The sequence below is a fragment of the Sphingomonas insulae genome, assembly GCF_010450875.1.
Lineage (GTDB): Bacteria > Pseudomonadota > Alphaproteobacteria > Sphingomonadales > Sphingomonadaceae > Sphingomonas > Sphingomonas insulae.
In genome coordinates, this window is the sequence record NZ_CP048422.1 from 2,313,852 (window position 1) to 2,338,345 (window position 24,494).

23 protein-coding genes are annotated in these 24,494 nt (G+C 66.6%); 8 read left to right on the plus strand and 15 right to left on the minus strand.

Going from position 1 to position 24,494, the window contains the following annotated elements; all coding sequences use genetic code 11:
- Position 1 precedes the first annotated feature (1 nt).
- The 6 genes from hfq to dusB form a co-directional block, all read right to left on the minus strand.
- Positions 2-487: an RNA chaperone Hfq gene (gene hfq / locus GTH33_RS12635; protein ID WP_163958689.1), complete on the minus strand. Its 486-nt coding sequence runs from the start codon at positions 485-487 to the stop codon at positions 2-4.
- A 123-nt stretch (positions 488-610) separates the two neighbouring features.
- Positions 611-1,984 (minus strand): nitrogen assimilation response regulator NtrX, encoded by a 1,374-nt coding sequence (gene ntrX / locus GTH33_RS12640; protein WP_163958690.1) that lies wholly within the window; start codon positions 1,982-1,984, stop codon positions 611-613.
- 3 nt (positions 1,985-1,987) lie between these two features.
- Positions 1,988-4,213 (minus strand): sensor histidine kinase, encoded by a 2,226-nt coding sequence (locus GTH33_RS12645; protein ID WP_163958691.1) that lies wholly within the window; start codon positions 4,211-4,213, stop codon positions 1,988-1,990.
- 91 nt (positions 4,214-4,304) lie between these two features.
- A complete protein-coding gene (gene ntrC / locus GTH33_RS12650; RefSeq protein ID WP_163958692.1) occupies positions 4,305-5,723 on the minus strand; it encodes a nitrogen regulation protein NR(I) in 1,419 nt (472 codons plus the stop codon).
- Entirely contained in the window at positions 5,720-6,763 is a 1,044-nt protein-coding gene (locus GTH33_RS12655) for a two-component system sensor histidine kinase NtrB (RefSeq protein WP_163958693.1), read from the minus strand. Before GTH33_RS12655 ends, ntrC begins: the two co-directional genes overlap by 4 nt.
- A gap of 7 nt (positions 6,764-6,770) precedes the next feature.
- The gene (gene dusB / locus GTH33_RS12660) at positions 6,771-7,781 is read right to left on the minus strand and encodes a tRNA dihydrouridine synthase DusB (protein WP_163958694.1); all 1,011 of its coding nucleotides are present in this window, start codon (positions 7,779-7,781) and stop codon (positions 6,771-6,773) included.
- Between the two features lie 80 nt (positions 7,782-7,861).
- Between dusB and GTH33_RS12665 the strand changes: the two genes are divergently transcribed.
- The 3 genes from GTH33_RS12665 to GTH33_RS12675 are packed head-to-tail and all read left to right on the plus strand — an operon-like array spanning position 7,862 to position 10,001.
- Positions 7,862-8,986, plus strand: coding sequence for a bifunctional 2-C-methyl-D-erythritol 4-phosphate cytidylyltransferase/2-C-methyl-D-erythritol 2,4-cyclodiphosphate synthase (locus GTH33_RS12665; RefSeq protein WP_163958695.1), 1,125 nt, complete (start codon positions 7,862-7,864; stop codon positions 8,984-8,986).
- Positions 8,983-9,501 carry a hypothetical protein gene (locus GTH33_RS12670; protein ID WP_163958696.1) on the plus strand — a complete coding sequence of 173 codons (519 nt, stop codon included), beginning with the start codon at positions 8,983-8,985 and terminating at the stop codon, positions 9,499-9,501. The genes GTH33_RS12665 and GTH33_RS12670 overlap by 4 nt, the downstream gene beginning before the upstream one ends.
- The gene (locus GTH33_RS12675; RefSeq protein WP_163958697.1) at positions 9,501-10,001 is read left to right on the plus strand and encodes a CinA family protein; all 501 of its coding nucleotides are present in this window, start codon (positions 9,501-9,503) and stop codon (positions 9,999-10,001) included. The genes GTH33_RS12670 and GTH33_RS12675 overlap by 1 nt, the downstream gene beginning before the upstream one ends.
- Here GTH33_RS12675 and GTH33_RS12680 read toward each other — a convergent pair.
- Both GTH33_RS12680 and lipA read right to left on the minus strand, forming a co-directional pair.
- On the minus strand, positions 9,962-10,420 hold the full coding sequence (locus GTH33_RS12680; protein WP_163958698.1) for a type II toxin-antitoxin system RatA family toxin: 459 nt from the start codon (positions 10,418-10,420) through the stop codon (positions 9,962-9,964). The two genes, GTH33_RS12675 and GTH33_RS12680, sit on opposite strands and share 40 nt — an antisense overlap.
- Positions 10,413-11,348 (minus strand): lipoyl synthase, encoded by a 936-nt coding sequence (lipA, locus tag GTH33_RS12685; RefSeq protein WP_163958699.1) that lies wholly within the window; start codon positions 11,346-11,348, stop codon positions 10,413-10,415. Before lipA ends, GTH33_RS12680 begins: the two co-directional genes overlap by 8 nt.
- Positions 11,349-11,493: 145 nt before the next feature.
- Between lipA and GTH33_RS12690 the strand changes: the two genes are divergently transcribed.
- Positions 11,494-12,123, plus strand: a complete 630-nt coding sequence (locus GTH33_RS12690; RefSeq protein WP_163958700.1) for a carbonic anhydrase — start codon at positions 11,494-11,496, stop codon at positions 12,121-12,123.
- Between the two features lie 58 nt (positions 12,124-12,181).
- Here the strand turns inward: GTH33_RS12690 and GTH33_RS12695 are convergent, their stop codons facing one another.
- The 4 genes from GTH33_RS12695 to GTH33_RS12710 form a co-directional block, all read right to left on the minus strand.
- Entirely contained in the window at positions 12,182-12,703 is a 522-nt protein-coding gene (locus GTH33_RS12695; protein WP_163958701.1) for a GNAT family N-acetyltransferase, read from the minus strand.
- Positions 12,703-13,125 (minus strand): nucleoside-diphosphate kinase, encoded by a 423-nt coding sequence (gene ndk, locus GTH33_RS12700; protein WP_163960015.1) that lies wholly within the window; start codon positions 13,123-13,125, stop codon positions 12,703-12,705. Before ndk ends, GTH33_RS12695 begins: the two co-directional genes overlap by 1 nt.
- Before the next feature lie 271 nt (positions 13,126-13,396).
- Positions 13,397-13,837: a DNA polymerase III subunit chi gene (locus GTH33_RS12705; protein ID WP_163960017.1), complete on the minus strand. Its 441-nt coding sequence runs from the start codon at positions 13,835-13,837 to the stop codon at positions 13,397-13,399.
- Between the two features lie 123 nt (positions 13,838-13,960).
- Entirely contained in the window at positions 13,961-15,433 is a 1,473-nt protein-coding gene (locus GTH33_RS12710) for a leucyl aminopeptidase (protein WP_163958702.1), read from the minus strand.
- Between the two features lie 190 nt (positions 15,434-15,623).
- On the opposite strand from GTH33_RS12710, the gene GTH33_RS12715 reads away from it, so the two are divergent.
- The 4 genes from GTH33_RS12715 to rsmA all read left to right on the plus strand — a co-directional run bounded on the left by GTH33_RS12715 (position 15,624) and on the right by rsmA (position 21,119).
- A complete protein-coding gene (locus tag GTH33_RS12715; protein ID WP_163960019.1) occupies positions 15,624-17,840 on the plus strand; it encodes an LPS-assembly protein LptD in 2,217 nt (738 codons plus the stop codon).
- 84 nt (positions 17,841-17,924) lie between these two features.
- A complete protein-coding gene (locus tag GTH33_RS12720) occupies positions 17,925-19,286 on the plus strand; it encodes a peptidylprolyl isomerase (protein ID WP_163958703.1) in 1,362 nt (453 codons plus the stop codon).
- A gap of 1 nt (position 19,287) precedes the next feature.
- Positions 19,288-20,283: a 4-hydroxythreonine-4-phosphate dehydrogenase PdxA gene (gene pdxA, locus GTH33_RS12725; RefSeq protein ID WP_163958704.1), complete on the plus strand. Its 996-nt coding sequence runs from the start codon at positions 19,288-19,290 to the stop codon at positions 20,281-20,283.
- The gene (gene rsmA / locus GTH33_RS12730) at positions 20,280-21,119 is read left to right on the plus strand and encodes a 16S rRNA (adenine(1518)-N(6)/adenine(1519)-N(6))-dimethyltransferase RsmA (protein ID WP_163958705.1); all 840 of its coding nucleotides are present in this window, start codon (positions 20,280-20,282) and stop codon (positions 21,117-21,119) included. The genes pdxA and rsmA overlap by 4 nt, the downstream gene beginning before the upstream one ends.
- 135 nt (positions 21,120-21,254) lie before the next feature.
- Here the strand turns inward: rsmA and GTH33_RS12735 are convergent, their stop codons facing one another.
- Genes GTH33_RS12735 through guaB form a run of 3 tightly spaced genes read right to left on the minus strand, consistent with a single transcriptional unit; the run spans position 21,255 to position 24,427 of the window.
- Complete coding sequence (locus tag GTH33_RS12735) at positions 21,255-21,767, minus strand: tetratricopeptide repeat protein (protein ID WP_163958706.1); 513 nt, start codon at positions 21,765-21,767, stop codon at positions 21,255-21,257.
- 32 nt (positions 21,768-21,799) lie between these two features.
- Positions 21,800-22,969: an RsmB/NOP family class I SAM-dependent RNA methyltransferase gene (locus GTH33_RS12740; RefSeq protein WP_163958707.1), complete on the minus strand. Its 1,170-nt coding sequence runs from the start codon at positions 22,967-22,969 to the stop codon at positions 21,800-21,802.
- Positions 22,970-24,427, minus strand: a complete 1,458-nt coding sequence (gene guaB / locus GTH33_RS12745; protein WP_163958708.1) for an IMP dehydrogenase — start codon at positions 24,425-24,427, stop codon at positions 22,970-22,972. It lies immediately after the preceding gene.
- Positions 24,428-24,494: the final 67 nt, after the last annotated feature.

Consider the following 24,494-nt stretch of genomic DNA (forward strand, 5'->3'; position numbering starts at 1 on the left):
CTTATTCTTCCGTCTCGCCTTCATCGGCGAGATTGAGCGCGCGCGCCGGCTGGATGGTCGACACGGCATGCTTGTAGACGAGCTGTGCCATACCCTCGCGCTGGAGGAGCATGCAGAACAGGTCGAACCCGGCGATATGGCCCTGCAGCATGACGCCGTTGATGAGGAACATCGTCACCGAATCTTCGGACTTGCGCACGGCGTTCAGGAAGATTTCCTGCAACAACGGCTGCTTGCGCTGCGCTTCGCCCACCGAATCGACGATCGCGGCGATATCCATCGGCCCCGATGGCATGATCGTGGAAATGGCATGCTTGTAGATCAGCTGCGACTGGCCATCGCGGCGGAGCAACACCGAAAAATTGTCGAACCAGGTGACGATGCCCTGCAGCTTGACGCCCTTGACCAGAAACATGGTGACCGGGGTCTTGGAACGGCGGAGCGCGTTCAGGAACAGGTCCTGGAGGGACCCTTGCTTGTCGGCCATGGAAAGCCTTTCGTGTTATTGGCGAGCCGTTTGCCCGCTATCGCGCCGTTTCCCGGCGTCGGATCCCGCCCTGACCGGACGGACGATCCCCATCTATGAACGATGACCGGCTACGTCCAGCGGTCAATCCTCTCGCATGTCGGTGATGCCGAGCAACTTCAGCTTCCGGTGCAGCGCCGAACGCTCCATGCCGATGAAGCTTGCGGTGCGGCTGATGTTGCCCGAAAAACGCCGGATCTGGACGCGGAGATATTCCCGCTCGAACGTCTCGCGCGCCTCGCGCAGCGGTGCCCCCATGATCGCGCCCCCGCCCCCGCCCAGGTCACCCTGGTCGCCCAGCACTTCGGCAGGCAGCAGGTCGAGGTCGATACGACCGATGCGATCGCCCGGGGCGAGGATGATCGTGCGTTCGACGACGTTGCGCAACTGGCGGACGTTTCCCGGCCAGTCGTAGGATTGCAGCGCCACCATCGCATCCGCGGCGATCTCGGGCGTGGGGACGCGGCGGTCGGTCGCATAATGGGCCATGAAATGCTCGACGAGCGCGGGGATGTCCTCGCGGCGTTCTGCCAGTGCGGGGATCAGCACCGGGACCACGTTCAGCCGATAGTACAGGTCTTCGCGGAATCGCCCCTCGGCAATCTCGTGCGTCAGGTCGCGCGAGGTGGCGGAGACGACGCGGACGTCGACCTTGACGATCCGCGTGCCGCCGATCCGGCTGAAGCTCTGGTCGGTCAGCACGCGCAGGATGCGCGCCTGGGTGGCGACGGGCATGTCAGCGATTTCGTCCAGGAACAACGTACCGCCATGCGCCTGTTCCAGCAGGCCGGGCCTAACGAGATCGCCCCCCTCCTCTACCCCGAACAACTCTTCCTCGACGCGTTCGGGTGTCATCCGCGCGGCGCTGACGATCACGAATGGCGCCTGCGCCCGGCTGCTCCACCCGTGCAGCAGGCGCGCGGCGACCTCTTTGCCGACGCCCGCCGGCCCCATGATCAGGACACGGCTGCCCGTCGCGGCGACGCGCTTCAGCGTGGCGCGTACGCCGTTGATCGATCCGGAACTGCCGGTCAGGTCGCTTTCACGCCCCGCCGAAACGCGCAGGCTGGCGACTTCGCGGCGGAGGCGTTCGGTTTCGGTGGCGCGGGCGACGAGCAGCAGCAAGCGCTCCGCCTCGAACGGCTTTTCGATGAAGTCGCTGGCGCCGCGGCGAATGGCGGCGACGGCGGTGTCGAGGTTGCCGTGACCGGAGATGACGAGCACCGGGATCGACGGATCGCGCCGCTTGATCTCGTCGAGCAGTTCGAGGCCATCCAGCCGCGACCCCTGCAACCAGACGTCGAGCAGCACCAGCGACGGGCGGCGGGTGGCGATCGCCTCCAGCGTCGCGTCGCTGTCCGCTGCGGTACGGGTATCATAGCCCTCGTCCTCAAGGACGCCGGCGACCAGTTCCCGGATATCGTGTTCGTCGTCGACGACGAGGATGTCGAGCGCCATAAGTTAATTCCGATTGCGTGTGAGTGCTGCGAGCTGGCGGTCCTCGACCGGTTCGGGCGCATCGGCGCCCTGGTCGAGTGCGGCCAACGCTGCGGCGTCGAAGGTCATGCGAACGACGGTGCCACCGCCATCGCGATCGGCGAACGTCATGAAGCCGTGATGGTCCTCGACGATCTTCTTGACGATGGCGAGGCCGAGGCCGGTCCCCCTCGCCCGCGTCGTCATATAGGGTTCGACGATGCGGTCGCGATCGGGTGGCAGGCCGACGCCGGTATCCGCGACCTCGACGATCATCCTGTCGCCATCCTCGCGTACGGACATGGTGATCACACCACCGCCGCTGCCTTTGCTTTCGATGGCTTCCACCGCGTTCTTGACGATATTGGTGAAGGCCTGGCTGAGCTGGCGGCGATCGCAGACCAATATGGGCGCGGGTTCGGAATGGTCGAGTTCGAACCGCGTGGCAGGGTGGGCGACCTCGTGCAGGAACAGCGACTGGCGGCCGATATCGACCAGCGATTCCTCCCGGAACACCGGCTTCGGCATCCGCGCGAAGGACGAGAATTCGTCCACCATCCGCCGCAGATCGCCGACCTGCCGCACGATCGTGTCCGTCAGCCGTGAGAACGTCGTATCGTCGGCATCGACCTTGCTGCCGTAGCGACGTTGCAGCCGTTCGGCGGCGAGCTGAATCGGGGTCAACGGGTTCTTGATCTCGTGCGCGATCCGCCGCGCCACATCCGACCAGGCGGCCCGCCGCTGATCCAGCAGCTGCTGGGTGATGTCGTCGAACGTCAGGATGGGACCCGAATCGGTACGCGCGATCCGCACCGCGAGCGTGCGCGGTTCGCCGCCCCGCGCGACCTGCACGATCGCCTCGCGCTCGCGGCCACCGACCAGATCGGCGAATTCGGGCGCCACCAGGGTGAGCGGCCGACCGACTAGGCCATCCTCTCCCGTGCCGATCAGTTCGGTGGCGGAGCGATTGGCGATCCGCACCGTGCCATCCTCGGCGACCGCGATGACGCCGGCGGACACGCCCGCCATCACCGCCTCGATCAGCGCACGGCGGTTGTCGAGCTGATCGTTGGCCGTCACCAGCGCGCTCGTCTGTTCCTGCAACCGGCCGGTCATCTGGTTGAAGGCGTTGGCCAGCGTGCCGACCTCGTCCCTGCGGCGGGGATCGGGGACGCGCGCGGTCAGGTCGCCGGTCGCGACCTTGCGCGCCGCGTCGACGAGTTCGGCGACCGGTCGCACCAGCCGGTCCGCCACCGCCAGCGCCGCCCACACCGCGACCGCGACGATGAACAGCGACACCAGCAGCAGCGCGGCGTTGAACTTGAGCTGCAACGCACGCGACCGGCTCTGCAGGCTCTGATAGTCGCGGATGATCGCATCGCCACGCCGGATCTGGCTGGCGAGTTGCGGGTCGAAAATCCGCGCCGAATAGAGATAGGCACCCTTGCCATAGGCGAGCGGCACCACCGCGCCGATGCGATCGTCGCTGCGGATCAGGACGTACGGCTTGCCCCCGTCCAGCGCCTTTTCCATCGCCGGCGTCACGATATTCTGCAACGGCTTGTCATAGGGGTTGAGGACGATTAGCGGATCGGCCTCGCCCCGGCCGATGATCATGCCTTCCGACTGTTCGCGCCGGTAGGTCTGGAACACCAGGAATTGCTGGAAGAACTTGCTGTCCACGGCGTGGGTCTGCAATTCCGCCGACAGATCGCCGCTCATGGCCTGCACCTGCGCGACGACGCGATCGGCTTCGCGCTGGTAATTCTCGCCGACGAGCGTCCGCGCATTTTCCAGCATGCCGCTGGCGCGATCGGACGACCAGAATTCCACCCCGATCTGGAAAAGCAGCGAGGCGAAGATCGTGACGAGCAAGGCCGGAACCGCTGCGATGATCGAGAAGATCGCGACGAGCCGCACGTGCAGCACCCCCTCGCCCCCGACCAGCGAGGCCGCGGCACGGCGGCGTGCGATCCGCCGCCCGACCAGCATCAGCAGCGCGATGCCCGGTACCAGATTGGCGACCAGCAACGATGCGATGGTCGGCGGCGACAGCGGTACCTGCGGCTTGCTGGTACCGGCGATGATGAAATACGTCGTTGCCGCGATACCGATGCAGAGCGCCACCACCAGCGCTTCCACCGCGGGCGTGATGCGCAGGCGGCGTTCCGGTGTGGTGTCGAACAGATCGGGCGTCGGTCCCGCGGTCATTACCCCTTACGTACAACGTGGATTGTTGCACGGAAACCACATAATTCGTCGCTAGCGATGGTTTGTGGTAACAGTCCGGTGAGTGGCGGGATCAGTCGTCGCCGCCAACCGCAATGCCCAGGGTATCCAGCCGCTTGCGCAAGGTGTTGCGATTCAGCCCCAGCGCGCGGGCGGCGCGCAGCTGGTTGCCGCCGTGGCGGGCAAGCATGGTTTCGATCAACGGCCGTTCGACTTCACCGATGACGCGATCGTAGAGGCTGCCGTCGTCCAGCGCGTCCGGGCGTTCGCGGGCGATTCGTTCGATCAGATGGCGAACCGCCTCGGCAATGCCGGCGTCCGCATGATCGGGGGGCGTGGCACTCGGCGCGCCCAGCAGCTCGCGGATCGTCGGCGCATCGATGAGTTCATCGCGGGCCAGCACCGCGAGCCGGCGCATCAGGTTCTCAAGCTCGCGTACGTTACCGGGCCAATCGTGGGCGGCGAGCGAGGCCTGCGCGGCGTTGCTCAATTGCCGCCGCGGCAACCCTTGGGCGGCGGCGCTTTCCAGAAAGTGGCGGGCGAGCAGCGGAATATCCTGCCGCCGTTCGCGCAAGGCAGGCAAAGCGATGGGCACGACGTTGAGCCGATAGAACAGGTCCTCGCGAAAGTGGCCTGCGGCGACCTGCTGCGTCAGGTCGCGGTTGGTTGCCGCGACGACACGCACGTCGGCGCGCATCGTGCGGGCACCACCGACCGTGGTGAACTCGCCCGACTGGAGCACGCGGAGCAGCCGCGTCTGCGCCTCCATCGGCATGTCGCCGATCTCGTCCAGGAACAACGTGCCGCCGGCAGCCTGTTCGAACCGCCCGGCATTCCGCACCGCGGCCCCGGTGAATGCTCCCCGTTCATGGCCAAACAACTCCGCCTCGATCAGTTCGCGCGGGATCGCGGCCATGTTGATCGCCACGAACGGTGCCAACCGCCGGGCACCGAGATCATGGATGGCGCGAGCGACCAATTCCTTGCCCGTTCCCGATTCGCCGGAGATCAGTACAGTGAGGTCGTTCGACAGCACCCGCGCGATGATACGATAGACGTCCTGCATCGCCGGCGAACGGCCGATCAGCGGCAGCTCCGGATCCTCGCCCGCCTCCGGCTGCGGCATGATCGCGCCCCGCGCCAGCGCCCCGGTCACCGCCCGCGTCAGATCGTCCAGATCGAAGGGCTTGGGCAGGTATTCATAGGCCCCGACCTCCGCCGCCCGTACCGCCGTAGTCAGGGTGTTCTGCGCGGACAGGATGATGATCGGCAGTTGCGGCAGTCGCTGGCCGATCTCCTTCACCCGATCGATGCCGTCGCCATCGGGGAGGATGACATCGGTGACCAGTACGTCCGGCACGCGCGTCGCCAGCGCCCGGTCGAGTTGCTGGAGCGTCTCGGCCGTCTGCACCTCATGACCGGCGCGGCGCAGCGCCTGGGCGACGACGGTGCGGATCGCGGCATCGTCGTCAACGACGAGGATTCTGGTCATGGGGCGGTCGCCCGCGGCAGCAATAGGCGCAGCGTCGTCATCTCGGGACTTCCTTCGCGGGCGTATTGGACGATGCCGCCCATGTCGCGCATCAGCTTGTCGACCAGCGCGAGGCCGAGCCCCTGCCCCTCCGGCCGCCCCGACACGAAGGGGTCGAAGAGGTGATCGGCGATGTCGACGGGGGCGCCGGGACCGTTGTCCAGCACGCAGATCTCGATCGGCAGCGGCACCCGCGGCTTGCCCGGTGCGGCGGCCACCGACATGCCGTGCCGATACGCGGTGGTGATGACGATGCGCGGATTGCGTTCGAGCCGCGCCGCCTCCCGAGCGTTCTTCAGAAGGTTTATCAGGATTTGCAGCAGGGCGTCCCGATTGACCGCGGCGGGCGGCAGCGACGGGTCGAACCGCTCCTCTATCGTCACGCCCCGCGCGAAGCCGGCGAGCGCGAGCCGGCGGGCATGCCCGATCAGCGGGTAGATATTCTCCGCCGCGATGGTCAGTGGACGGGTATCGCTGAAGTCCTGCATCCGGTCGATCAAGGCGGCGATCCGGTCGACCTCGGTAACGATCAGCGTGGTGAGTTCGCCCGCGCCCAACAGCTGCGCCGCGCCGCGGATGCCGGACAGCGGGTTCTTGATCTCATGCGCCAGCATCGCCGCCGCACCACTTGCGGCGCGCGCGCTGGCCCCGCGCGCGCTCGGGCCCAACGCCCGCGTGCTGGCGGCGGTGTGGAGCGTGATCGCTCGCCAGCCGGGATGGTCCGCGATTGCCGCCTCGACGAAATCGACGCGGATCTTGGGGCCATGGGGCGTCGCGATCTCGGTATCGTAGAAGGCCATGCCCTGCCCCTCCGGGCGATCGCCGGCGGCGGGAGGCGGCAGGATCGCCGTCAGCGGCTGGCCGCGCATCACCCGTTCCGACAGGTTGAGCAACTGCTCGGCCAGCGCATTGGCATGCGCGATCCGATCGTCCGGGTCGACCACGATCACCGCGACGGGCAGCGCCGCAAACAGCTCGGCAAACCCCGGACGGCCACTCATCGACAGATCATGCGGCCTGTCGGATGGCAGGCTGGTCGCGGTGCGGCGCATAGAAGTCGGCGAGCATGCGCTTGACGACCCTGGCATCGGGCTGCTGGTTCACCGCGTTGCGGAACTCCGCCGATCCGGTCAGACCCTTGGTATACCAGCCGATGTGCTTGCGCGCCATGTTGACGCCCGTCACCTCGCCATAATGGTCGAGCATCGCGTCGTAATGCTCGACGATCACACGATATTGTTCGTCCAGCGACGGATCGGGGCGGCGGGCGCCGGTGGCGAGATACTCCATCACCTGCCCCAATACCCACGGCCGGCCATAAGCACCGCGACCGATCATGATACCATCGGCCCCCGACTGGTCGAGCGCGGCGACGGCGTCGTCGATCGTGCAGATGTCGCCGTTGGCGATGACCGGGATGCCGACCGCTTCCTTGACGGTGCGGATGAAGCGCCAGTCGGCACTCCCCTTGTACATCTGGTTGCGGGTGCGGCCATGGACGGTGATGAGTTGCACACCCAGGTCCTGCGCAATCCGAGACAATTCGGGGGCGTTGAGGCTATCGAGATCCCACCCCATCCGCATCTTGAGCGTCACCGGCGCCTTGACCGCCTTCACCACCGCATCGACCAGTTGCGCGGCCAGCGTCGGGTCGCGCATTAGCGCCGATCCGGCATCGCCGTTGGTCACCTTGCGGACGGGGCAGCCCATGTTGATGTCGATGATCGCCGCACCGCGATCCTCGGCCAGCTTCGCCGCCTCTGCCATTTCATAGGGCGTGCAACCGACCAGCTGCATCGAGACGGGCTCTTCCGACAGATGCCACGCCGCCTTCTGGATCGATTGCCGCGTCTCGCGGATCGCGGCCTGGCTGGCGATCATCTCGGTAACGTTGAGGCCGGAGCCATAGCGGCGCACGAGCGTACGGAACGGCATATCGGTGACGCCGGTCATCGGTGCCAGCACGACGGGACTGTCGATCCGCACGGGACCGATCTGGATGGGCGTAAGCTGTGCCATGATCTGCCTGAAAAACGGGCATACCCTATCCGCTTCGGCCGGCGCTGGCAAGGTTGGCGGCCATGCGCTAGGCGGCGTGCATGACGGATCGACCACGGATGGTGGCGCTGATCGTGGCGGCGGGCAGCGGCTCGCGCGCGGGCGGCGCGGTTCCCAAGCAATATGCGATGGTGGCGGGCAAGCCGCTGATCGCCCACGCTTATGCGGCGTTATGCGGCCACCCTCTGGTGGACGAGGTGATGGTGGTGATCGCCGCCGGTGCCGAACCGCTGGCGCGCGCGGCGCTCGGAGATGTGCCGCTGATCGTCGGGGGCGCGACGCGGCGCGAGTCGGTCGCCCACGGTCTGGCGGCGGTGAAGGCGGACCTCGTCCTCGTCCACGACGCCGCGCGGCCGTTCGTTCCGGCAGAGGTGATCGATCGCATCGCGACCGCGCTCAGGGACCATGCGGCGGCGATGCCCGTGCTCACCATGGCGGATACGCTGGTGCGCGACGGCATCGTGGTGCCACGCGACGGACTGTCGCGGGTGCAGACGCCGCAGGGCTTCCGCATCGATACGTTACGAGCCGCGCATGCGGCGTGGCCGAATGACGAGGAGGCGACCGACGATGCCCAGATGGTGCAGCGACTTGGCGGGAGCGTGGCTTTGGTGCAGGGCGATCCGATGCTCGACAAAGTGACGCATCCACAGGATTTTTCTGCCGCCGAGGCGAAAGTGGCATGGGAGACGCGCAGCGCGTCGGGATTCGACGTCCACCGGCTGGAGGCGGGCGAGGAATTGTGGCTAGGCGGCGTGCTGATCCCGCACGACAAGGGATTGTCGGGGCATAGCGACGCCGACGTCGGCCTGCACGCCCTGACCGACGCCCTGTTGGGGACGATCGCGGCCGGCGACATCGGCACGCATTTCCCGCCATCCGACCCGCAATGGAAGGGCGCGGATTCGGCGCGTTTCCTCCAGCATGCCGCATCGCTCATCGCCGACAAGGGCGGCAGGATCGATTTCGTCGACCTGACCCTGATCTGCGAAGAACCGAAGGTCGGTCCGCATCGCGGGGCCATGCGCGGCCGGATCGGCGAACTGCTTGGTCTGGGCGAGGACCGCGTGAGCATCAAGGCGACGACGACCGAGCGGCTGGGCTTCACCGGACGTGGCGAAGGGATTGCGGCCCAGGCGATCGCAACCGTGAGCCTGCCACGATGAGGGCGCTGCTCGCTGCTGTGGCGCTGCTGACCAGCCCGGCGCAGGCCCAGACGCGCTGCATCACCACGCCGGAGGCAGAGGCGATGACCCTGGTCGCCTTGCCCGACATCATCCAGCAGACGGGTATCATCTGCGCGACCCGTTTGCCTGCGAGCAGCCTGTTGCGGCGGAACGACAGCGGTTTCCTGGCGAAATATCAGGATGCCGCCGACCGCGCATGGCCCAACGCACGCGCGGCGATCGTCAAGCTGTCGGATCCGATGATCGACACGCTGCTCCAGTCGGAATTCGCGCGGCCGCTGCTCACCGCGGCGCTGGCGCCGGTGCTGGTCGGACGGATCAATCCGGCGGATTGCGGGACGATCGATCAGTTCGTGACGCAGCTTGCCCCGTTACCGCCGGTGAATACGGCGGGCGTGATCGTTACGACACTGCGTTACTTCAAGGCGGAGAAGGCCAAGGGCAAGGCCATCGCGGTCCCCGACCTGCCGCTCTGCACCGAGGAGCGTCGCTGATGAACAGCCTGCTACCGCCGGAATTGATCGAAGCCGCCGCACGCGTGGTCGAGGCGAACCGTGCCGTCGGCCGTACCGTGGCACTGGCGGAAAGCTGCACCGGCGGACTCGTGGCTGCGGCGATCACCGAGATACCGGGATCCTCCGACGTCTTTGGCGCCGGCTTCGTCACCTATTCCAACGAAGCCAAGATGAAGCTGCTCAAGGTCAATTCCGACGTGCTCGAGACCTTTGGCGCGGTGTCGATCGCGGTGGCGTGGAGCATGGCGCAGGGCGCGCTGGCCAACAGCGGAGCCGATGTCGCAGTGGCGATCACCGGCATCGCCGGGCCGGGCGGCGGGTCTGAGAAGAAGCCGGTGGGTACGGTCGTATTCGCCCGCGCCGAAAAGGGCGGTGATCCGTCCGACGTCCACGCCGATCGCAAGATGTTCGGCGACCTCGGCCGTGGCGGCATCCGCCTTCAGGCAGCGCTGGTCGCGCTCGAATTGCTGCTGCCGTAAAGGACGCGGGCGCGATCCTCGAACGCCCCGATCATCCGCCGCAGCGCCACGCCGAACACCTGCCCCGCCAGCATCTCGAACATCCGGTTCTTGAACTGAAAGTCGACGGCGAAGTCGACGGCGCAACCGCCTTCTTCCGCCCGGAACCGCCAGTCGTTGTGCAGATACTTCAGCGGACCATCGATATATTCGACATGGATGCTGGCAGGCCGCGTCTTCTCGACCTTCGAGGTGAAGGTTTCGCGCAGCCCCTTGAACCCGACGATCATGTCGGCAAGCGTCGCGACATCATTGTCCTGGCGCACGCGCATCGCGCTGACCCAGGGCAGGAATTCTGGATAGCGGGCGACGTCGGCCACCATGTCGAACATCTGCTCTGGCGTATAGGGCAGATGGCGCGTTTCGGCGTGCTTAGGCACGGACGTCCTGAACCTTGCCGAGCTTCGCCTCGCGGTTGGCGCGCATCTTCGCGAAATCGTCGCCCGCGTGATAGCTCGACCGCGTCAGCGGCGACGATGCGACCAGCAGGAAGCCTTTGGCGCGCGCGATCGCCGCATAGCTGTCGAATGCCTTGGGCGTGACGAATTCCTCGACCTTCGCATGGCGCGGCGTGGGTTGGAGATATTGACCCATCGTCAGGAAATCGATGTCGGCCGACCGCATGTCGTCCATCACCTGGTGCACCTCCAGCCGCTGTTCGCCGAGACCCAGCATCACCCCGGACTTGGTGAAGATCGAGGGGTCAAGCTTCTTGACGCTCTCCAGCAGGCGGATCGACGCATAATAGCGCGCACCCGGACGGATGGTCGGGTACAGCCGCGGCACCGTCTCCAGATTGTGGTTGTACACGTCGGGGCGCGCCGCCACGATCGCCTCGACCGCGGCTTCGTGCTTGTTGCGGAAATCGGGCGTCAGGATCTCGATCGTCGTGCGCGGGTTGGAGCGGCGGATCGCCTCGATCACCTTGACGAACTGTCGCGCCCCGCCATCGGGCAGATCGTCGCGATCGACCGAGGTGACGACGATATGCTCCAGCCCCATTTGCGCGGCGGCATCGGCGACGTTGTTGGGTTCCATCGGATCGACCGCGCGCGGCATGCCCGTCTTGACATTGCAGAACGCACAGGCGCGCGTGCACGTGTCGCCCAGGATCATCACCGTCGCGTGTTTCTTGGACCAGCATTCGCCGATGTTCGGGCAGGCCGCCTCTTCGCACACCGTCGTCAGGCTCTTGGACCGCATCAGTTCGCGCGTCGCGGCGAAGCCGGCGCTGGTCGGCGCCTTGACGCGAATCCAGTCGGGTTTGCGCAGGCGTTCCGGACGGGCGAGCGGGGTCATCTCGTTCATGACGGCGAGATAGCGATCAAGCCGGCCTCTCACAACCTTTGTGCCGCCTTGCCCGTTTGTAAGGCTTCGTGGCTGGTGGCGGTCGTGCTGGAACTCGGTGCGATCCCCGCGTTATATCGCCGTAACGGACACAACGGAGGCTTCATTGACCGACTTTTCGAACATGATCGAAGGCTATCGCCGGTTCCGCAAGGGCGGCTGGACTCAGCAGCGCGAACGCTGGACGGAACTGAGCGCGGGCCAGAGCCCCAAGGTGATGGTGATCGCCTGTTCGGACAGCCGGGTCGACCCGTCGCAGATCTTCGACACGTCGCCCGGCGAGATCTTTGCGGTTCGCAACGTCGCCAACCTCGTGCCCCCGTTCGAAACCGGCGGCGGCTATCACGGCGTGTCGGCGGCAGTCGAATTCGCGGTGACGCAACTCGAAGTGCCGGAAGTCGTCGTGATGGGCCATGCGTCCTGCGGCGGCTGTGCGGCGGCACTGTCGCACGGTTTCAAGGACAGCGAACCCGGCAAGGGCAAGTTCATTTCCGACTGGGTCGGCCTGCTCGACGACGCGCGCGAACGCGTGATCGGCAAGTTCGGCGATGGCGCCGAGGCCAAGCGCGAAATGGAGCATGAGGCGGTACGCGTCAGCATCGCCAACCTTCGCACCTTCCCGTTCGTCGCGGAACGCGAGGCGGCGGGCAAGCTGAAACTGCGCGGCGCGTATTTCGCGATTGCCGATGGCGTTCTGCACGTGATGGACGACGACGAGGTCTTCGTGCCGGCCTGAGCCTTCCCATCGACCTGACCGGCCTGCCCTCTCTCCGACCGGAGGGAGGGTAAGCCTCTCATAGATCCAGGGCGTATATATAGTCGTCGCACAGGGTGGCGCCGACCAGATAGCGGCGACGCCCCGCCACCGCGAAGCCGCATCGCTCGTAGAATGCACACGCGCGTTGGTTTCTGCCGAGCACACCCAGCAACAGCCTCGCCCTGCCGAGCGCCCTGGCGTCGTCGATCGCCTGTGCCATCAACGCCTTGCCAAGGCCGATGCCCTGCGCCAGCGGTAGCGTGTAAATCCGGCGAAGCTCGATATCGCGATCATCGGTCGGGATCGGGAAGTCCGGCGCCGTCACCAGCGTATAGCCGATCGGCGCACCGCCATTGGCATGTTCGGCCAGCGTCACGATGTTCGCCGGGTCGCTGCACACGGCGGCGAACGTATCGACCGAGCTGTTCCTGGCGACGTGGGCGACGATGTCGGCCCCGTCGAGAATACCGGCGAACGTGTCGAGGAAGCTTGCCCCCGCCACCAGCGCGACCGCGGCGGCGTCAGCCGAAGACGCACGCCGCAGTCGCCAGGTCGTCATCAGCCGACGATCTCGTCCGGCTGAAAGAAATAGGCGATCTCGATCTCGGCATTCTCGTCCGAGTCCGAACCATGCACCGTGTTGGCTTCGATCGATTCCGCCAGTTCCTTGCGGATCGTGCCGGGCTCGGCATTGGCCGGGTTGGTCGCGCCCATGATGTCGCGGTTGCGCTGCATCGCGTTGTCGCCCTCGAGCACCTGCACGATGACCGGACCGGAAATCATGAACGTGACGAGATCGTTGAAGAACGGACGCTCACGATGCACGTCGTAGAAGCCCTCGGCCTGCTCGCGCGTCATCTGGATGCGCTTCGAAGCGACGACGCGCAGGCCGGCATCCTCCAGCATCTTGGTGACCGCACCGGTCAGGTTGCGGCGGGTGGCATCGGGCTTGATGATCGAAAAGGTACGGTTCGCGGCCATGATGGTCACGGGCTCCTGTGGTTTTGGGTCGGTCTTGAAGTGGCGCCGCCCTAGTCGCGGGACGTAGCCTTTGCAACCGCTTCGGTTTCGCGGGGGGCGTCGGCAGCAAAGCGACGCCGGGTGACTACGTGACACCCATCGCTGCCATTCCCGCCGGACCGCAACGTTCATCAGGTAAGCGCAGGACTGACGTGGAAGGTCTGTGCCGGATATTAGCAATGCGTGATCCGAGCCCCGCCGCATACGATTTTCATTCAACGCGCGCGCTGCGCTACGCTGCCTGCTCCCACCGTCCTGCGTCGTTCTTCTTCCAATAGCGACGCTCGACACCGTCATGACCGGCCAGCGCGCGCCAAGCGTCGCGGGCGGAGCGGATATGGTCGTCCTCGAAGAAATGAAACGCCCGTTCGAAGGAGAGAGCGTCGTCGCGCCACGTGCCGTCCACCAGTGCGATGTGGCGGGCGGCGTTGGCCGCGGTGCAGTCGGATGCGATCAGCACCGGCTGTAGAGCGTCGTCGCCGGCGCCGGCCTGCGCATGGGCGAGAAAGCTGTCGGGGCGCCATGTCCACAGCAGGCGGTCGAGGTCGGCGCGCTGTTCGTCGCGGGCGCTGACGATCAGCAACCGGGCGCCTGTTTCCACAACCTTCGCCGCGATCTGCGGCAACGCACGATCGAGGGGGGTGGCGGTGAGATGGTAGAAGTCGACCTGCATGTCCCTCAAGCTCCCGTCCTCCCGGGCGACGACCGGGGTCCAGCTGGAATAAGCGTCACGCCAGCAAATCAGCGTGCGCCGACTGGACCCCGGCCGCAGCCGGAGGGCATTGGACGCGGCCGATCAGCCCTCGAAATTCTCGGCGATCACCCGGTCGAGCAGCTTCACGCCATAACCTGTCGCGCCCTTGTCATAGGTCGCTCCGGGCTTGTCGCTCCACACCATGCCGGCGATGTCGAGGTGGGCCCACTTCACCCCTTCGTCGACGAAGCGCTGGATGAACTGAGCCGCGGTGATCGATCCCGCGCCGCGCGGTCCGACATTCTTCATGTCGGCGATCGGCGAATCGATGAGCTTGTTGTACGTTTCAGACAGCGGGAACCGCCACAATTTGTCGCCCGTCGCCACGCCGGCCGCCAACAGCTTGTCTGCAAGCGCGTCATCGTTGGAAAACAGGCCGCCATATTCGTTGCCGAGGCTGACGATCATCGCGCCGGTCAGGGTCGCAAGGTCAATGATCGTCTTTGGCCGGAACGTCGCCTGGGTCCAGGTGATCGCGTCCGCCAATACCAACCGGCCTTCGGCGTCGGTGTTGAGGATCTCGATCGTCTGGCCCGACATTGACGTCACGACATCACCGGGGCGTTGTGCGTTCGCATCGGGCATGTTCTCGACCAGCCCCATGACGCCGACGACATTGACCTTGGCCTTGCGGGCGGCGAGCGCCTTCATCGTGCCGGCGACCGCGCCGGCGCCGCCCATGTCCCACTTCATGTCCTCCATGCCGGCGCCGGGCTTCAGCGAGATCCCGCCGGAATCGAACGTCACGCCCTTGCCGACCAGCGCCACGCTGGGATCGCCCTCACCCGCGCCGTTCCACTTCAGCGCCAGGATGCGAGCCTCGCGCACCGAACCCTGGCTGACGCCCAGTAGCGCGCCCATGCCGTGCCGTGTCATCTCCGCCTCGTCGACGACGACGATCTCAAGCCCCAGGCCCTCGACATCCTTGCGGACCTGTTCGACGAAGCTTTCGGGGTAGAGGATGTTGGGCGGTGCCGCGACCAGATTGCGGGTCAGCTCCAGGCCCCTGGTCAACGCATCCTGATCGGCCCACGCACCCTCGATCCCGTCAGGCGCGCCGACGACGGTGAGCGTCGCCAACGTCGCCTTCTGCTTTTCGGGCAGCCGGGTGCGATACTGGTCGTAGCGCCACGCACGCTGGGCGGCACCGGCGACGAAGCGGGCGGCAGCCTTTGCCGTCGGGCTGGCAGCGGACAGGTCGGCGGTGACGTCGGTTGCGCCGGACCGCAGCAATTTGGCCACCAGCGCGCCGCCGGCCTTTTCCCAATCCGCCTCGCTGCCGGTGCCGACGCCCACCAGCAGCACGTGCGATGCGCCATCCCCATCCGCCAGGAACAGTTCGACGATGGTGCCGGCTTCACCATCGAAGCGCGCGGCGCGGGCCGCGGCGTTCGCCTGGCCCTGATGCCCGTCCGCCACGCCCGGCCAGCCGGCACGGCCGGCGAGGTCCTTTTCCACCGGCAGCGCGAGGATCGCAGGTGCGGTGGAGGCGGCGGCGGAAAAGGCGATCTGCATGAAACGGTACTTCCTGAACTGAAAGACAGGGATGCGATCTAGGGTTCCGGGGGCCGAAGCACAACGATTGCGGAGGCGCGCCGGTGATGCGATAGGCGGATGCGTGAGGCGCCGTTCAGGGCGGTGCCGGTCGCGCCGAAAGGGTGTTCGGATCATCGTGTTGCGTTTCGACCTTCTGGCCGGCGGTGCTATGGCTGCGGCCCTTGCCGCGACCCTGTCCGTTCCCGCCCTGGCGCAGGACCTTCAGAACCGCGCCGTCGCGCCGCCCGCCGCCAGCGACCCCGCGATCACCGCTCCGGCTGCGGCGGACCAGGTGCAATTCAGCGCCGGCAGCCTGGAATACGACACCAACACGGATGTCGTCACCGCGCTGAGCGAGGTTCGCATGTTCCGGCAGGGCGATCGCCTGCGGGCCGACAAGGTCGTGTGGAACCGCAAGACGGGCAAGGTGATCGCCACCGGGAACATCGCCGTCACCAATCCGCAAGGCGATGTCGCCTATGGCGATTCGATCGAGCTGACCGATTCCCTGAAGGACGGCATGGTCGACAACATGCTCGTCGTGCTGGAGCAGGGCGGCCGCATGGCGGCGGAGCGTGGCACGCGCCAGCCCGACGGCACCATGCAGCTCGACAAGGCCGCCTACACCCCATGCGCGGTACAGACGTCGGACGGCTGCCCCAAGGAGCCGTCGTGGAAGATCACGGCCGTCCGTATCACGTATCGTCCGGAGGCCGAGCGCGTGTATTTCGGTGGCGGACAATTTCACCTGTTCGGCCTGCCGGCACTGCCGCTTCCCGCCTTCTCAATGCCGGTCGGCGCCGGATCGGAAAGCGGCCTGCTCGCGCCCGATTTCCAGCTCGACCGGGTCAATGGCCTCGAGTTCGTCACGCCGTATTACTTCCGGCTGGCGCCCAACAAGGGCCTGATCCTGACGCCGCACGTGTTCACGCGGGTGCTGCCGATGATGGAGGCGCGCTACGAGGCGCTGGGGACGAAGGGGGCGTTCCGGGTCACCGCTTATGGCACCGAAAGCCGGCGCAGCGACGATCTCAACACCATCACGCCGACCGAGACGGAACGCGCGTTCCGCGGCTACATCGACGGGATCGCCCGCTACCAGCTGTCGCCCTATTGGAGCATCAGCGGATCGGCGCGGATCGCGAGCGACCGGACCTTCCTGCGCCGCTACGACATTTCGCGCGACGACCGGTTGCGGACGACCGCCTCGCTGGAGCGGATCGACCCCAACACCTATTTCGCGCTGACCGGCTGGTACGTGCAGACGCTGCGGGTCAATGATCCGCAGGGCAATCAGCCGATAGCTCTGCCGGAACTCGATTTCCGCAAACGCCTCGACCTTGCCGGCGGCAAGTTGCAGTTGCAGGCGAACACGCTGGCGATCACCCGCACCGCCGGGCAGGACACGCAACGCGCATTCGTGTCCGGGCAATGGGACCTGCGCCGCCTGACCAACTGGGGTCAGGAGGTGACGCTGACCGCCTATGGCCGCGCCGATGCCTACAACACGAACGATTCGCTGCTGACGTCGGTGGTCAGCTATCGTGGCAACGAGGGCTTTCAGACCCGGGCGATCGGTGCGCTGGCGGCCGACGTCAAATGGCCGTTCATCGGTCAGTTCCTCGGCGGTACGCAGCGGCTGACGCCGCGCGTTCAGATCGTGGCCTCGCCCAAGATCGCGAACCTCGACGTGCCGAACGAGGATGCGCGTGCCGTCGATCTCGAGGATTCGAACCTGTTCGCGCTCAACCGCTTCGCCGGCTATGACCGGTTCGAGGACAGCAGCCGCGTCACCTATGGCGCGGAATGGTCGCTCGCGCTGCCCGGCATGACGCTGGATACGGTGATCGGCCAGAGCTACCGCCTGTCGACGCGGCCGACCATTCTGCCCGATGGCACGGGTCTCAGCGATCGCTTCTCCGACTATGTCGGGCGCACGACGCTGCGCGTGCGCGACTTCGTATCGCTGACCCATCGCTACCGCCTCGACAAGGACGGGTTCGCGGTGCGCCGCAACGAGGTCGACGTCACCGTCGGGTCTCGTTCGACCTACGTCCTGGCGGGCTATCTCCGGCTCAATCGCAATATTTTTCCCGCGATCGAGGATCTGCAGGATCGCGAGGAAGCACGCGTCGCCGGTCGCGTCCAGTTTGCGCGCTTCTGGTCAGTCTTCGGATCGGCGGTGGTCGACCTGACCGATCGCAGCGAGGATCCGTTGTCGCTGTCGGATGGGTTCGACCCCATTCGTCACCGGCTCGGCGTGCAATACGAAGACGATTGCATCCGGCTGGGCGCCACGTGGCGGCGCGATTATCAGGACACCGGCGATGCCCGGTCGGGCAACAGCTTCCTGTTGACGCTGGCCTTGACCAATCTCGGCCGCTAAGCCGCAGTTCAGCTGGATCGGGGCAATACCGGGACAAGGGGCGGCGCCACCGTGCGCAGCCGAGCTTTGGGGTAACGGAACAACGTGACGCACAACATTCGACGCAACGCCCGCCTCGCCCGCCTGTCGGGCTGGGTCGCGCTGGCGGCATTCGGCACCGGCGCGGTGGCGCAGACGGTGCAGGACAGCCAGGTGCCGGAGACCAACCTCAACATCCCGGCAAACCTGCAGATCTTCGGCAAGCTCGACCCCAATGTCCGCAAACCCACCGCGATCGTCAACGATACGGTCATCACCGGGACCGACGTCGACCAGCGGTTGGCGCTGACCGTATTCAACAACGGCGGCCGCGCCCCGGCGCCGGAGCAGATAGACGAGTTCAAGCTTCAGATCCTGCGCCAGCTCATCGACGAGACGCTGCAGATCCAGGAGGCCAAGACCGCCGAGATCACGATCGCATCCGCCGAACTGGACCAGAGCGAGGCCGGGCTCGCCAAGCGGTTCAACATGACCGTCCCCCAGCTGCGCGTCGCGCTTCGCAAGGCGGGATCGTCGGAGCGGTCGCTGCGGCGGGCAATCGAGGGCGAGCTGGTCTGGAGTCGATACCTGCGCCGCAAGATCGAACCGTTCGTCAACGTCGGCGAGGAGGAAGTCACCGCGATCCAGAAGCGGATCGAGGCGTCGCGCGGTACCGAGGAATACAACCTCCGCGAGATCTACCTCAGCGCCAATGACGGCAACCGGGCCGAGGTGTTCGCCAAGGCCAAGCAGATCATCGCCGAAATCCAGAAGGCGCAGCAGCCGTTCGAGCTGTTCGCCCGCAATTATTCCGAGGCATCCACGCGCGGTGTCGGCGGCGATCTCGGCTGGATCCGGCTGGTGACCCTGCCGCAGCCGCTCGCCGATGCGGCGACGCAGATGGCGGTCGGCCAGGTCGCGGGGCCGATCGAGACGCCCGGCGGTTTCTCGATCCTGTATCTCACCGACAAGCGGACGATCGGTGCCGCCGATCCACGCGATGCGAAGCTCAGCCTCAAGCAGCTTACCGTTCAGTTCCCGGCCGGCACCACGCAGGCGCAGGCCCAGGCACGGGCCGCGACCTTCGCCAAGACGGTGCAGTCGATCCAGGGTTGCGGCACGGTCGAAAAGGTCGCGGCCACGATCAACGCCGAGGTCGTGGACAACGACAGCATCCGCATCCGCGACCTTCCCGCCCCGCTGCAGGAGATCATGGTAAAGCTGCAAGTCGGCCAGGCGACCCCGCCGTTCGGTTCGCCGACCGAGGGCGTACGCGCACTCGTGCTGTGCGGTCGCGACGATCCGCAGCAGTCCGCCGTGCCGGGAGCAGCCCAGATCCAGGGGCAGCTGGAACAGCAGCGCGTCAATTTGCGGGCACAAAGCAAGCTGCGCGACCTGCGGCGCGACGCGGTCATCGAGTATCGCTGATATGGCGCGCGCCGTGCCGCTCGCGATACCGATGGGCGATCCTGCCGGGATCGGCCCGGAGATCATCGCCAAGAGCTGGGCGGTGCGAAACCTGCACAGCCTGCCGCCCTTCGCCCTGATCGGTGACGTGGCGGCCGTAGCACAGGTATGGACCGGGCCGATCGAACGGGTCGAGAGCCTCGACGCCGCGTCGACGGTCTTCGATCGCGCGCTGCCGGTCCTGAGCGTCGCCGAGGGCGGTGCGGTCACGCCGGGCACGCCGGACACGCACGGTGCGCGTGCCGCCCTGCGCGCGCTGGAGCATGGGATCGATCTTACCCGATCCGGTGTGGCGCGAGGCCTCGTAACGGGACCGGTGTCGAAGGCGCAGCTCTATGGCATCGGGTTCAATCAGCCGGGCCAGACCGAATTCGTCGCGGAACGCTGTGGCATCGCGGCCGATGCCGCCGTGATGATGCTGGCGGGTCCGTCGCTGCGCGTGGTACCCATCACCGCACATGTACCGCTGGCTGAGGTATCGTCGCTGCTGTCGATCGAACTGATCGTGGCGAAGGGGCGCGCGACGGCGATGGGCCTGATGCAGGATTTCGGGCTCGTCGCGCCGCGTCTGGCATTTGCCGGGTTCAACCCCCATGCGGGCGAAAGCGGTACGATCGGGCGGGAGGAGATCGACCTGCTGCAGCCGGCCATCGCGCAATTGCGCGCCGAGGGCATCGACGCCACCGGTCCGTTTGCCGCCGATACGCTGTTCCATGCAACCGCGCGCACCGGCTACGATGCCGTTCTATGCTGCTATCACGATCAGGCGCTGGTGCCGATCAAGACGCTGCATTTCGATGAGGGGGTCAACATCACGCTCGGCCTGCCGATCGTGCGCACGTCCCCGGACCATGGCACCGCGTTCGACATCGCCGGTCAGGACCGGGCGCATCCGGGCGCGATGATCGCGGCAATCGCGATGGCCGGACAGGCGGCGGATCGCCGCATCGGCATATGATCGTCGCACCCGTTGGCGGCAAGCTGCCGCCGCTGCGCGACGTCATCGCCAGATATGGGCTGAACGCCAGCAAGGCACTGGGACAGAATTTCCTGTTCGACGGGCAATTGCTCGCCCGCATCGCCGCGGTGCCCGGCGACATTCACGATGCGGAAGTGCTGGAGGTTGGACCCGGCCCGGGCGGTTTGACGCGTGCGCTGCTGGCCGCCGGAGCGCGCGTGACGGCGATCGAGCGCGACCGTCGCTGCATCCCGGCGCTCGCCGAATTGGCCGCCGCCTATCCGGATCGCCTGCGGGTGATCGAAGGCGATGCGCTCGATGTGGATGCGCCAAGTCTGTTCGAGGGGCGGCCGCACATCGTCTCCAACCTGCCATACAATGTCGGCACGGCGCTGCTCGTCGGCTGGTTGACGGCGGCGTGGCAGCCGTGGTGGCAATCCGCGACACTGATGTTTCAGAAAGAAGTGGCCGACCGGATCGTCGCATCCGCGAATGACGATGCGTACGGCCGGTTGGCGGTGCTGAGCCAGTGGCGATCGTCCGCGAGGATCGCGATGCCCGTCCACCGGTCGGCCTTCACTCCGCCGCCAAAGGTGATGTCCGCGGTGGTGCATATCGTGCCGGGCGACGCGCCGGCGGATGTCGACGTCCGCGTGATCGAGCGGATCACCGCCGCCGCCTTTGGCCAGCGTCGCAAGATGCTGCGCCAGAGCCTGAAGGGTGTGGCTGGCGCTCTCGCTGCCCTGGAGCGGATCGGCATCGATGCGACCCGCCGGGCCGAAACGGTGAGCGTCGCCGAATTCGTCACCTTGGCGCGAGAGGTCGGGCGCCAGTAACCGGGTCGGGCGTTGCCACTCGTCGGCCAATGCTTTGTCTTGACCAGCATCAGGGGGGCGAGCGCGTGGCGGCGATGGCACAAATAGCGGATCGTGGGCCTTGGACGAACGACCCTTCATCGCGATGCCGCGATGCTATTCCTTTGCGGCCGGCTGCGTTTCAGGCGATTTCGTTTCGGTCTGCGCCGTCGTCACCGGTGGCCCCTTGGCAATGACTGCCGCCAGCTGGTTTGCCTCGGGACAACCCGCCTTGCAGAGCGTGCGGATCTTGGCGAGATTTCCGCGGGCCACTGCGACCGCGCCCTTGGCCACCAGCGCCTCACCCTGCCCGCGCAGCGCACCGACGTCGTTCGGTTCCAATGTCAGCGCCTCGCGGTACAGCCTGATCGCCTTTCCGGGCAGGCCGCGCGTTTCCGCCACTTCGGCGAGTGTCACGAAAGCCTGACGGTTGCGGGGATCGACCGCCAAAGCCGTCTCCAGCAAGTCGGTGGCCCCGTCGAGATTGCCGGCCGCGCGCGCGGCGCGCCCTTCGGCGAGCAATTGCAGGGACCGCGCGTCGATCGCATTGTCGGGCCGCTGTCCGTTCAACGAGGTGGAAACGCATACCAGGGTCAACGTTGCGGCGATGGCGACGGACGTAACGCGCATGAAGTTCTCCACTCGGGGCATCGCGTCGAGGATTAGCAGGGGCTTATCAGCCGCGCGACAAAAAAGCCGTCGGTGCCGTCGTGGAATGGATCGAGCCGCGTGCCACGCCCCCGGCCCCGCCCCGCCGGCAGGTCCGAGGTGTCAGCAAGCCAGCCGGGATAATCGGTCAGGAAATCGTCGATCTGGCCAGCGCCTTCTTCATCCAGCAGCGAGCAGACGATATAGACCAATGCGCCGCCCGGCCGGACGAGTGAAGCGCCGACGTCCAATACGTGCCGCTGCTGTGCAGCGAACTTCCCAAGTCTGTCCGGCGTCAGCCGCCACCGTGCCTCAGGATTGCGCCGCCACGTACCGGTGCCGGAACAAGGTGCGTCGATCAGGACGCAATCGGCGGAGCCGCGCCAATCGGTGAGGGCATCAGCCTCGCGTTTGGGATCGAGCAACCGCGGCTCGATGATGGTCACCCCAGCGTTGGCCGCGCGCGGCGCCAATCGGGAGAGCCGTCCCCGGTCGACATCCGTGGCGAGGATATGGCCGTGGTTGCCCATTGCCGCGGCGATGGCGAGCGTCTTGCCGCCGCCGCCGGCACACAGGTCGACGATCGCCTGTCCAGCCTGAGCACGGGCCGCCAGGCTGACGATCTGGCTGCCGGCGTCCTGCACCTCGACCTGCCCGGCCAACGCATTGACGTTGGTGCCGGACGGCAGGCGCAGGCCATCCGCCAGGCCGGGAATGGGTACGCCGCCCAGCGCGTCGATCGCCGCGACATCTGCTGTCAACCGATTGATCCGCACATCCAGCGGCGCGCGCGCGATCAACGCGGCCTGCTCATCGGTCGATACACCCGATCGGTCCAGCGCATGCACGAGCCATTCCGGCATGACGCCGCTGGATGCGGCGCGTTCCTCGGGCCCGATGGGTGCCGGACCGTGCGTCGATCCGTCGAACGTAGCGGCGACGTCGCCGTCGTCCGCAGCAATCGCCAGCATGGCGGACCTGCCCGACGCCGGCATCTCGCCCGCCCGGCGAATGGCGGCATAGACCAGTTCCCGCACCGCGCGCCGATCCTTCGATCCTGCATAGCGCCGCGTCGCGAAATAACGCGTGACCAGCGTATCGGCGGCCGCACCGCCTCCCCGCGCGGCGACGATCACCTCGTCGAGCAGTTCGATGGCGGCTTGGGTGCGTGCGGCGGGCGTCACCTAGCGTGTCGGATAATTCGGCGCTTCGCGGGTGATCGTCACATCGTGCACGTGGCTCTCCTTCAGCCCCGCCCCGGTGATCTGAACGAATTGCGCACGCGTTTGCAGATCGGGGATCGTCGCCGACCCGGTATAGCCCATCGCGGCCTTGATGCCGCCGACCAGTTGGTGGATCACGTCCTTCGCCGGTCCCTTGTACGCGACTTGTCCTTCGATACCCTCCGGCACCAGCTTCATCTGATCCTTGATGTCACCCTGGAAATAGCGATCGGCCGATCCGCGTCCCATCGCGCCGACGGACCCCATGCCGCGATACGATTTGTAGGCGCGCCCCTGATACAGGAACGTCTCGCCCGGTGCTTCCTCGGTGCCGGCCAGCAGCGAGCCGACCATGCAGGTCGACGCACCCGCTGCCAGCGCCTTGGCAAGGTCACCCGAGGTGCGCAGTCCGCCGTCGGCGATCACCGGCACGCCGGCCCGAGCAGCCGCCTCCGCGCAGTCCATCACCGCGGTCAATTGTGGCACGCCGACCCCGGCCACCACCCTGGTGGTGCAGATCGATCCCGGCCCGATCCCCACCTTGATCCCGTCCGCGCCGGCATCGATCAGCGCCCGCGTCGCCGCGCCGGTCGCGACGTTGCCGGCGACGACCTGCACCGAATTGCTCAGCTTCTTCACACGCTCCACCGCTCGCGCGACGTCGCGATTGTGGCCATGCGCCGTATCGATGACGATCAGGTCGCATTCGGCATCGACCAGCGCCTCGGTCCGTTCGAACCCCTTGTCGCCGACCGTCGTCGCCGAGGCGACCCGCAGCCGACCCGCGGCGTCCTTCGTGGCGGTGGGATAGGTCACCGCCTTTTCGATGTCCTTGACCGTGATCAGCCCGACGCATCGATACGCGTCATCCACCACCAGCAGCTTTTCGATCCGGCGCTGATGGAGCAGCCGCCTCGCCTCTTCCTGCCCGACATCGGTCGACACGGTGGCGAGGTCGTCGTGCGTCATCAGCTCGGCGACGGGCTGCTTGGGGTTTTCGGCGAAGCGGACATCGCGGTTAGTGAGGATGCCGACCAGTTTGCCGTCCCGCTCCACCACGGGAATGCCGCTGATCTTGTGATGCGCCATCAGCGCCTGCGCCTCGGCCAACGTCGCGGTCGGTGCGATCGTGATCGGGTTAACAACCATACCCGATTCGAACCGTTTGACCTGGCGCACCGCGGCCACCTGTTCCTCGACAGACAGGTTCCGGTGCAACACCCCGATGCCGCCCAGCTGCGCCATGACGATCGCCATGTCCGCCTCGGTCACCGTATCCATCGCCGACGACAGGATCGGGATGTTGAGCGCGATCCCCCGCGTCAGCTGCGTGCGCGTATCCGCGGTGCTCGGCAGGATGTCCGACTCGGCTGGTACGAGCAGGACGTCGTCGAAGGTGAGGCCGAGCCGGATGTTCAAAATGCCGTTCCTCGCGGGAGGGAGAAGTGGCGGGCCATGTAACCGCAGCGCGGGCGTAGCGCTAGAG

Excerpts from the sequence above, each read along its gene's own strand:
- hfq (WP_163958689.1), bottom strand. The coding sequence starts at position 487 with ATGGCCGACAAGCAAGGGTCCCTCCAGGACCTGTTCCTGAACGCGCTC.
- ntrX (WP_163958690.1), bottom strand. The coding sequence starts at position 1,984 with ATGGCGCTCGACATCCTCGTCGTCGACGACGAACACGATATCCGGGAA.
- GTH33_RS12645 (WP_163958691.1), bottom strand. The coding sequence starts at position 4,213 with ATGACCGCGGGACCGACGCCCGATCTGTTCGACACCACACCGGAACGC.
- ntrC (WP_163958692.1), bottom strand. The coding sequence starts at position 5,723 with ATGACCAGAATCCTCGTCGTTGACGACGATGCCGCGATCCGCACCGTC.
- GTH33_RS12655 (WP_163958693.1), bottom strand. The coding sequence starts at position 6,763 with ATGAGTGGCCGTCCGGGGTTTGCCGAGCTGTTTGCGGCGCTGCCCGTC.
- dusB (WP_163958694.1), bottom strand. The coding sequence starts at position 7,781 with ATGGCACAGCTTACGCCCATCCAGATCGGTCCCGTGCGGATCGACAGT.
- GTH33_RS12665 (WP_163958695.1), top strand. The coding sequence starts at position 7,862 with ATGACGGATCGACCACGGATGGTGGCGCTGATCGTGGCGGCGGGCAGC.
- GTH33_RS12670 (WP_163958696.1), top strand. The coding sequence starts at position 8,983 with ATGAGGGCGCTGCTCGCTGCTGTGGCGCTGCTGACCAGCCCGGCGCAG.
- GTH33_RS12675 (WP_163958697.1), top strand. The coding sequence starts at position 9,501 with ATGAACAGCCTGCTACCGCCGGAATTGATCGAAGCCGCCGCACGCGTG.
- lipA (WP_163958699.1), bottom strand. The coding sequence starts at position 11,348 with ATGAACGAGATGACCCCGCTCGCCCGTCCGGAACGCCTGCGCAAACCC.
- GTH33_RS12695 (WP_163958701.1), bottom strand. The coding sequence starts at position 12,703 with ATGACGACCTGGCGACTGCGGCGTGCGTCTTCGGCTGACGCCGCCGCG.
- ndk (WP_163960015.1), bottom strand. The coding sequence starts at position 13,125 with ATGGCCGCGAACCGTACCTTTTCGATCATCAAGCCCGATGCCACCCGC.
- GTH33_RS12705 (WP_163960017.1), bottom strand. The coding sequence starts at position 13,837 with ATGCAGGTCGACTTCTACCATCTCACCGCCACCCCCCTCGATCGTGCG.
- GTH33_RS12710 (WP_163958702.1), bottom strand. The coding sequence starts at position 15,433 with ATGCAGATCGCCTTTTCCGCCGCCGCCTCCACCGCACCTGCGATCCTC.
- GTH33_RS12715 (WP_163960019.1), top strand. The coding sequence starts at position 15,624 with ATGGCTGCGGCCCTTGCCGCGACCCTGTCCGTTCCCGCCCTGGCGCAG.
- pdxA (WP_163958704.1), top strand. The coding sequence starts at position 19,288 with ATGGCGCGCGCCGTGCCGCTCGCGATACCGATGGGCGATCCTGCCGGG.
- rsmA (WP_163958705.1), top strand. The coding sequence starts at position 20,280 with ATGATCGTCGCACCCGTTGGCGGCAAGCTGCCGCCGCTGCGCGACGTC.
- GTH33_RS12735 (WP_163958706.1), bottom strand. The coding sequence starts at position 21,767 with ATGCGCGTTACGTCCGTCGCCATCGCCGCAACGTTGACCCTGGTATGC.